This is a genomic window from Psychrobacter sp. FME5 (genome assembly GCF_014861375.1).
Taxonomy (GTDB): Bacteria; Pseudomonadota; Gammaproteobacteria; order Pseudomonadales; family Moraxellaceae; genus Psychrobacter.
Map to the genome: position 1 here is coordinate 1 of NZ_RRYX01000118.1, position 8,958 is coordinate 8,958.

Below are 8,958 nucleotides of genomic sequence, written 5' to 3' on the forward strand. Positions count from 1 at the left end.
TGTGAGAAAACACAAAATGATGTGAGAAAACACAAAATGATGTGAGAAAACACAATTAAAAAAACAAGTGTTTTAATATGATATTTATGTTAGTGTTATTAAGTTAGTCGAGTCAAAAACACAAAATGATGTGAAGAAGAAAATAGTATAGGTAAGGGATGCTTATAAATATGAAAGATAATCTAGTAGTAAAATCTAATGACTTGGTTATAGCAACTTACACAATGACAACAAAAGAAAAGGAGTTGTTATTAGCTTGTATTAGCCAAATCGATAGCAGATCAGATACAGCTGATATATCGAAGCAAACAAAATTCACTGTCACTGTGCAAGAAATGAAGGACTTATTTTATAAAGGTAAGTCTCAAGACAATGCATTTAGAGATTTAGAGCAAGCAAGTAATAGGCTTTTCGATAGAGAGGTGACGATAAAGCTAGAAGGAGACAAGTGGATGCGTACCCGCTTTGTTAGCAGTGTTTTATTTAATCCTGATAGTAGCGAGGTGACTTTAGCATTTGCTGAAGATATTTTGCCTTATCTAACACAGTTAAAAGCTAATTTTACTAAATACAAATTAATCGAAATAACAGAGTTATCAAGTATTCATGCGATAAGATTATATGAACTAATTGTTATGTGGGTTAACCAGTATCAATATAGTAAACAGTTAGATCTCGATGACTTCCGTTATATTATGGGCGTAAAAGATAAGTACAAACAGTTTGGTCAGCTTAGAGAGCGTGTAATAGAAACTGCTATTAGTGAAATCAATGAAAATACTAACTATAAGATCAGTGTTGAATATAGAAAAGTTAAGCGCACTTACGTTAGTTTAACGCTAAAGTTTCATAAAAAGACTTTAGCTAAGCTAGCAAATAAAAGTGGAGTATTGTCACAAGATACCATCGAATCAATCGTTAATAATGTGCAATTTATGAATGATTATAATGACCACCCCTTGCTAAGCTATGAGGGCAAAATGAATACAGACATATTTAAGCGTGAAATGATAAATATCGTACAGCGAGAACCAGAAAGCTTCAACAAGAAAAATAAAGGTCTTGAAGCATATCTACCAAAGGTTAAGCAAGGAAGATAGTTCATTTATTCCAGGTGCCTTCACTGGTTCGGTCCCCTAGTGAGGACTTGAATCTTTGGCTGTAGGATAATGGTATCAGTGATTTTGCTCACTGAAATAGTCGTAGTGTACTTCGTGGTGTACTTACCATACATATTCTATCTATGATCGATGCGCTATACAGGCATCGATATAATAGTGTTAGATATGGATTTAGTGACTAAAAAATCATCAACGTGGATCATTAGCATTAAGCTGTCTGCTTAAAATCTCCCATGATGGTTTCTACAGTTTTTAAATGTAGCTTAATTAATCAACTGCCCATTTTTCTAACGTCCGATTGTCATAGCAATTCTCATCCTCATAGTCATCATAGCGATGATTTAAATCCGTTAATCTATTAGCAACTGTAATTATTACAGCACCGCTTCCTGAAGCACCCCAACTACTTTCGTAACGTATAAAACCTGGCTGACCTTTTGAACTGGTGAAATGATAAGTAGCATCACCCCATGTAGCATCATTTTTGTCACAAGATGATGCTATTTTTAACACTCTACCTGCACCAAAAAACTTGTTTATTTCACTTTTAGAAGGATTTTCCCCTTCATTTTGAATCATTATTTCAATAGCTGTCATGAAAGTTCTAGCACCAGTGATAGTAATTTCAGTAGCGCCAACATTAGGATTTTTACTGCTACCTACTTTGGTTGTGCCTTCCATCGTACTATCATGGGCGCCTGATTCGTAATACGGCCATTTCCATTTAATACCTTTAATTTTATCTGCGTTCTCCCAGACACTTACAGTGTTTGGAGAGGTTTTAGGAATTGCCATTGCATCAATAATAGAAGAAAACTGTGCAGAATAAGCAGAGGCTGAGAATGTAAAAGCTAAAGTAGCCAAAATTAATGATATAGCTTTGTTCATCTTAATAATCCTTTTTTGATGGTTAACAGTAGATGTGTCAAAAATGACAGTGATCAGTCTGAATAAAAATAAATTATCAGTATAGAGCATACCCCAACGGAACCATCCAAACAGACCGTTTAAACGATAAACAGACTACCTAAAATAGACTGATATTAGCGAACTACTTATAGCAAGGGGTGGCGTAAACAACACTATCAATACAATACTAAAAGCCAATACCATTACTTAGGTCATTGAACCGCCGATAAGTTAAAACTCCTCGAGCAATTACTGAAAGCTATCTACTAGATTTTCACTAATTGTCGTCTTGATGACTAGCTTTTCAGGTATCTCTACTGCTTCACCTGTCTTAGGGTTTCTACCTAAACGACTCTTGCGCTTAACCTTTTGAAAATTTGCAAACCCTACTAACTTCAATCTTTCATTTTCTTCGAGGTTAGCTAAAGAGTCGGCTAAAACATCCAAAACTGAGTTTAGTACAACCCTTGCCTCATCTTGATTCACATTTAATTTTGGTGCCAACTCGCTAATGATATCTTGCTTATTCATACTTACCTCTCGTTGTTATTAGAATCATTTTGACTTCATTCCCTTGGTTTGGTGAGGAGATGCCGTAAATGTTAGGTCTCGCGGGGGAGTTTCCCAAACTCTGTGTCACTGCTGCTTACCCCCGATCCATACTTACACAGAATCTGGGATGGGCTCCTCGTTTCAATAATATGGATAAATTCATCTTCGTACTTTCTCCAAAGATCATTATGAAACTCAAGCAAAGTAGTGTGTGCTTTAGGTTCACCCCATATAGCTACTAACCTTTTTGCATCTGTTTTGTTTATTAAATCTAGGTGTTTATAACCTATATCTTGGTAATCACATTTGAGTTTAGCTATTTGACCACCAGGTATTCTTTCTAAAATATTATGTCCGACAGTTCCTGCTCTTTCTGAATATTTCATGCTAAAAGACTGCCACACAGCTAAGGTATATAGTTCTTTTAAATAATCCTCATAGCTTTCATTGGCTTTAATTTTATCTCTGATAATACCTCTAAGTCCAAGTGCAGATTCTTTAAACGCACCAGGCAACGGTAATCCTGCCACTCCTGCCTCAAAGCGTTTCATTGGGTTGTCCTTAGATTCTTTACTAAGATCATACCAGTGATCACCGCTTGCTACCGTGCCGCCTATCGACTCATGGATAGTACCTTTAAGACGTTTTAAAACATCTTCTTCTGTTAGTTCTTCATGCCAAAACATTATAAACATCCTCCAAGATCAAATAAAACTAACATAAAAAAAGCCCTATCTTTTCTGTTGATAGAGCATTTTTAATGCAATAACTGCTTTTCTACTGGATAACGCAGTTATCTAACATAGGGCTACCTATGATTTCACCACCACCTTGGCAAATCATAGTAACTTCTTGCCCTTTATTTAAGGTAGATGCTATATCTGTAAATGTTTCGTCGCCCTCTGCTGAAACCGATTGAAAGTCATTACCCGTATTTAGTTGCACAATAGCATTATCACTAAAGCCACTATCAATACTAGACACTGTAGCAGTTACTTCTAGCATTTTACCTTTAAATTGTTTATCAGCTGCAACTTCATTCTTATCATATGCAGTGAACAGCTCTCTTGCGGTTACTGCAATCAGTTCAGCTGGTTCAGCACTACTACTGACTTCACTATTTGTAGTGCTATCAGTAGTATCATCACCAAGGAGAGCGCCTATAATCATCAGTAAAATAAAAGCTACTACGATACCTATTAATATTTTTTTAATCATATTACCGCCCTATCCTATAAACTTTATTTTAGAAAATAAAGACTGTAACCGATTAGTAACGTATGAGCAACTTTACCTATTTTTTGACAACGGTAAATCAACTGCGATACAGCAATGATTTTAATGATTGAAAATTACCGATTAACTCGGCTTTAGAGTTGAATATCCTTATCAGCTTTAGCTACCTTCACTTCTTGCCGTTTTAGTACCAACTGCTGCTGTCGCTGCTCTCTTAACACCTCAATTTGCTCTTGCTCATACGCTATTACTTCATCTTCCATGGCACTAATACTCTGATATTCCGTAGGGTTTCTACGGTGTTCCTCTGCATGAACTGCCTGTATAAGCTCCGTGGTTACTCCTTGATTTTTTAAATCATCAAACGTTGATTTAATGTCGTTATGCTGAGCGACTTTCTTATCCAACTCTGCTTGCCACGCCTTTGTTTTAAAGGGATTCCATGGCTCATTGTCTTTTAGTCGCTCTATTTCAGCATAGATAGGCTTAGCTTGCGCTTGTAGCGCATCTAACTGGCTTCTATGAGCTTGCTTTGCCATTTCCTGACTCCGCTGCACAAAACCCTCAACCAGTAGACGCTTTTCGGCTATCTCATCGGCTTTATTTGGCGCTGTAGGCGTTTTAACGGTTTCCTCTGTGGCTTGTGGTGCTTTTGGCTGTTTAATTGGTTCTGTGAGCTGCTGTGGCAGTTCTACTATATCTCTAGGTGCGGTGCTTGTGACTGTTTGATCCGCAGGTCGGACTTCGCTGTTATGTCCTTGCCCCAATTCGTTGCTCTTGACGCTACCAACTGGCGGTAATTCTCGTCCTCGCTCATTTGAATGGCTCTCAGGGCTTGGCGGTCTATCCACTCGCTCACTAACTGGCTCGATTCTTTCTCGTTCTTGCTCATGGTCAACACTCCTAATGGGTTCAGGTTCAGCCGTTGGTATTCCTAGATCATCAAAGGCTTGGTATAGCTTAGGCTGTTTTTCAGCAATGTCTCTTTTGACTTCGGGTAGCCTACGTTTGATAAACTGTAGCTTGTTATGAAGTTCGGTTGCTTGTTTAAGCTGTTTGCTCAAAATCTTATTAATTTTCTCATTACTATTAGTTTCGAGAACTTTGTTATATTTGGCTACTTCACGATTGATATCGCCACGGTCTGTTTTGGTGCCTTTACGCTCTAATGCACTAGCAGCAACGCCCAATTTGATGGTTGGCTCACGCTCTAAGCCTTGATCTTTCAGACTTCTATGGTCAATCTCTATTCCATACTCACGCAAATGCTCATTAGCAGTTTTCGCCCATTGTTCACGCCAATAGACTACCTCACCGCTTTTCTTTTCGTCTAGCTCACGAGTTTTCTTCGTAAAGCCGTCTTGTTCTAGCTGTCTTGTGCTGAGCATAATGTGGGCGTGGTGGTTTTCTTTACTCTCGTACAAACCTTTATCATTATGCAAATGAGCATCTACAGCACAGCCATGTCTTGCCACGATCTGCTTGGCAAAGTCCTGTACCAGTGCAATACGCTGCTCTTCATTGAGTTCATTCGGTAATGCTACTTCAAACTCTCTTGCTATCGTACTGTTTTTACGCTTCTCGGCTTTCTCTACTTCATTCCAAAGCTGCTGGCGGTCAGTTGCCCAACTAGGAGCATTGGCTGGTAAAAATATCTCACTGTGCAGCACGTCATTTTTTTTAGTGTAGTCATGGGTACGTCCTTCATGCTCACACTTAATCTTTGCGCCAGCACGATAGGCAATCGCTGCCGTAGCAGATTGTCCTTTGCTGCGTGAAAATGTTTTGACGGATAAGTGATAGATAGCCATTTTTCTTAACGAATTTCCACTTTTTTATTGTCGGGCGATACACAGTTATGTAGTACCTGCTGATAAATATCTTCTACTACTCTTCGCTGTTCCCCTTTGCTGTTATTAATAACTTGAGGGGATAGCTCTAAAACCAATTTAGTGATCTCAGGGTCGCCGTCATTCAATGCCTTAAATATAGCGTTACCCCAAATCAAATGTACTTTCTCCTCCTCTTTTTTCTGTCTTTTTTTCAACTTCCTTAATTCGGCTTCAGCCTTTTTAATCCTATCCTGTAACTGCATAACAACGTCCTTTGTTTTTTGGGGGTTGCAAGGGGTTTCCCCTTGTCGCACTGCAAACTATGCTAAGCTCACCGATAAGGGGAGTTTAGCATAGTTTGCATAAGTGCGCCCTTGTACCTTATTTATGCTACTATTTTTAGGTTTTATACAAGGGAAGGAGCAAGTTAGGTGTCTAAAATACAAAGGGATCTAGAAGATCAGTTAGCTAAGATGTTGGTTGACCGTGATAGTTTATTGGCTGAAATGAGATCGGTTCGGTCTGCTGTTAAGAAAGATAATCCAAAGAAGAATAAATGGTTGACTGAGATGATAGATCATCTTGATAAGCTAGATACATATATCACTCAAAATGAAAATAGAATACAAGCCATTAAGCAACGAAAGCAGTTGGCTAGGAGTAAGCTCAATCGTAAGCAGGATAGTAAGCGAAAAATCTTGCTTGGAGCCATGCTTGAAAAATGGGTAGCAGATGGGGTGCTAGATAAAGATGAAGTAGCTAAAGGACTAGATAGCTTCTTAGTACGGCCTAGCGACAAAGAATTATTTTCTGAATACTTCTAGCTACTAAAACAATCAATATCAGGGTTTTTGATACTTCTTTTTAAAATCCTTTATCTCTAAGTCGAAAAAGAATATGTGATCCTTGAGTTGCTCTTTATGATCTAAAGATAAATAGCCTATTAGTCGAATTATAAGATAGTAAGTATCCTCTAAGGTGTTACAGAAATCAGTTATATTTTTAAAGCCCTTTGTTGTGTCCCATAAAGGTTCGTAGTGATACAGCCTATTTCTGACTCCTTGTATCCTATGAAGTAAGTCATACATTTCGCCAAGCTTAACTTTTTGCTTATTAGGGAACACTTTTAAGCCATAAAACTGCCAAAATGAAGTGGATCTATAGGCAACTTGTAGTAACTCAACCCAAAAACCGAAGTTCAACTTACCAACAAAATCTGAAGGATATGGTCCACGATCCGAAATTCCCTTCTCTCTTAGATCTTTCACTATGTTTTTCTTAGCTGTAGCGAAAGCATTTTTAGTTGAATCCGTAGCACAATCTTCAGCAATTAGCTTCTTAAACCAGCTGCTAGTACCCCAATGTTCACTTTGAAAATGATGAATCCTGTTTCTCAGGACTATCTCTAATGTTTGCATAGGTATGAAAAAGTGAGAGTAAATAGATTGAATTTCTAGATAAAAAAGCACCTTAGAGTGCTCATCATATTTAGAAGGCTCATATACAATCTCATTAAAAAGACGCTTATATGTCGACAATCTATGTGTAGATATGGAAAGTATTAATTCATCAATTTGCATTATTTATCACCATGTTTTTTCTTTCCTTTAAACCTTCTAGCACTTTGACTGAAACCTTATCTAACTCATCCACTAGAGGAGATAAATCGTACATTGTACGTCCTCTAGTAATAGGATCTGAACGAGAAGTTGCTGTTTTAATAATTAAGTTTTTTTTCTCTAAGCTAGTTAAAGCTCTTTGCACCGTTTTTAAAGAAAGTCCTGTCCTATAGACGATAGCTGCTTGAGAGGGAAAGGGGATCTCAGACTTGTCCCACCAATGAACAATAAGGTTTAGCAAAACATTCATTTCCGCAGATGTAATTTTGAGGTCTCTTTGTGAAAATAATAGCAATGTAGGAATAGCGACCCACCCCAAGGATGAAGCTCTAGCGCCCCATTTATCAGCTATTGGACTACTTTTAGCGTTTTTTTTCATTTTTTTTCCAAAATTTCAGTATATACAGGGTATGTATATACATATAGTAAGTCATATTGACTCTTTACTATAGTAAAGCCTAATGTAAAATAGATTATGTATTGAGTACTGCTGTTAGTCTTTTAAAGATTAATAGGAGATACGAAATAAGATCTATATTAGCTAAGAGAAGTAGTTTTGTACTTTGTCCTACCGTCGGCTGTCCTCACGGATAAAGGTAGTAACGGCTCAGTCTTTCTCTAGTTATATAAATCAATAGATTTCTATTCTGTCCTACCGTCGGCTGTCCTCACGGATAAAGGTAGTAACGGCAGAGCAAAAACGCTCACTAGCAATAGTGGGCGTTTTCTTATTATATACTAGTCAATATGACTCTTATCGACTAGTTTCTAAGCTGATTTCTGATAAATCCTATCGCATAACTCAATAAATCTAATAACACTCTCAAACCTTTTATAGCTAAGTATCTGACTAGGTTTAATAAAATACTCTTTAACTCGAACCTGTTTGTTTTCTCTGGTAGTCATGTGCATATACTTATCAGATATATCCCAACCATCTCCACGTAGCTCTGATATTCTAGAACCTGAGAAGCAAGTGTCTATATCGTGGAAGAGCCCCTTATTGCGTAGATGCTTACCTTTTAAAAGACTATACAAAATATAGCCCTTATGAGTGGAAGCCTTCGGTAGTGCCATATGATTTCTCATAATTTTTTCCTATTAAGTTAAATTAAAATAGTAGGAAAAACCGTGAGTTCAAAGTTAATCATGCGACTTAACTTGAGAACATACATCAAATGTAGTAATTTATATTTCTCAGGTATTAATTATCTAACATTAATATCTACGGTATTTCCGTACTTTATAGTGTTTGATATTTAATTAAAAAGAAGAGAGCTGCCCTAAACGGTAGCTCTTTTTTTTGTATCTACCAAACACTGATTTTATTTAAGCATATATTATTGGAAGTAGCAATCGGCTATATGGCTAGAAAGCCACAGAATGCCGCTGAATGCGTCTTAATTGAAATTATGGATAATTCATAGCAATGAGGTAGAAGGATGCTTAGAATGCAAATATGCGCTTTGTAATATTGAAATAAATCCAGTCTATTACAGCTTTTTTTTAATTTCTCATTTTCAATTTATTTAATTTTCATATTTTCTATGGTTTTTATTTAATCCTGTTTAATCCTGTTTAATCCTGTTTAAGAGAGGTTTTACATCAATAAAATCAACAACTTACAAGCTTAAAAAACACAAAATGATGTGAGAAAACACAAAATGATGTGAGAAAACACAAAATGAT

General features: G+C 36.9%; 10 protein-coding genes. 2 read left to right on the top strand and 8 right to left on the bottom strand.

The window, feature by feature from the left end:
• Positions 1-170: 170 nt before the first annotated feature.
• Complete coding sequence (locus EI161_RS12210) at positions 171-1,100, top strand: replication initiation protein (RefSeq protein WP_192529665.1); 930 nt, start codon at positions 171-173, stop codon at positions 1,098-1,100.
• 288 nt (positions 1,101-1,388) lie between these two features.
• Here the strand turns inward: EI161_RS12210 and EI161_RS12215 are convergent, their stop codons facing one another.
• From EI161_RS12215 to EI161_RS12240, 6 genes are all read right to left on the bottom strand, one after another.
• Complete coding sequence (locus EI161_RS12215; protein ID WP_192529666.1) at positions 1,389-2,009, bottom strand: hypothetical protein; 621 nt, start codon at positions 2,007-2,009, stop codon at positions 1,389-1,391.
• Between the two features lie 270 nt (positions 2,010-2,279).
• Complete coding sequence (locus tag EI161_RS12220) at positions 2,280-2,561, bottom strand: HU family DNA-binding protein (RefSeq protein ID WP_192529667.1); 282 nt, start codon at positions 2,559-2,561, stop codon at positions 2,280-2,282.
• 71 nt (positions 2,562-2,632) lie between these two features.
• The gene (locus tag EI161_RS12225; RefSeq protein WP_192529668.1) at positions 2,633-3,268 is read right to left on the bottom strand and encodes a hypothetical protein; all 636 of its coding nucleotides are present in this window, start codon (positions 3,266-3,268) and stop codon (positions 2,633-2,635) included.
• 91 nt (positions 3,269-3,359) lie between these two features.
• Positions 3,360-3,800 carry an OB-fold protein gene (locus EI161_RS12230; RefSeq protein WP_192529669.1) on the bottom strand — a complete coding sequence of 147 codons (441 nt, stop codon included), beginning with the start codon at positions 3,798-3,800 and terminating at the stop codon, positions 3,360-3,362.
• Between the two features lie 152 nt (positions 3,801-3,952).
• Positions 3,953-5,629, bottom strand: coding sequence for a MobQ family relaxase (gene mobQ / locus EI161_RS12235; RefSeq protein ID WP_192529670.1), 1,677 nt, complete (start codon positions 5,627-5,629; stop codon positions 3,953-3,955).
• 5 nt (positions 5,630-5,634) lie between these two features.
• Entirely contained in the window at positions 5,635-5,913 is a 279-nt protein-coding gene (locus EI161_RS12240; RefSeq protein WP_192529671.1) for a hypothetical protein, read from the bottom strand.
• Positions 5,914-6,081: 168 nt separating this feature from the next.
• Here EI161_RS12240 and EI161_RS12245 point away from each other — a divergent pair, with 168 nt between their 5' ends.
• Complete coding sequence (locus tag EI161_RS12245) at positions 6,082-6,474, top strand: hypothetical protein (RefSeq protein ID WP_192529672.1); 393 nt, start codon at positions 6,082-6,084, stop codon at positions 6,472-6,474.
• An 18-nt stretch (positions 6,475-6,492) separates the two neighbouring features.
• Here EI161_RS12245 and EI161_RS12250 read toward each other — a convergent pair whose 3' ends face one another.
• Together EI161_RS12250 and EI161_RS12255 are read right to left on the bottom strand one after the other, a co-directional pair.
• Positions 6,493-7,230 (bottom strand): Abi family protein, encoded by a 738-nt coding sequence (locus tag EI161_RS12250; RefSeq protein ID WP_192529673.1) that lies wholly within the window; start codon positions 7,228-7,230, stop codon positions 6,493-6,495.
• On the bottom strand, positions 7,220-7,648 hold the full coding sequence (locus EI161_RS12255) for a helix-turn-helix domain-containing protein (RefSeq protein WP_192529674.1): 429 nt from the start codon (positions 7,646-7,648) through the stop codon (positions 7,220-7,222). The genes EI161_RS12250 and EI161_RS12255 overlap by 11 nt, the downstream gene beginning before the upstream one ends.
• Between the last annotated feature and the right edge of the window lie 1,310 nt (positions 7,649-8,958).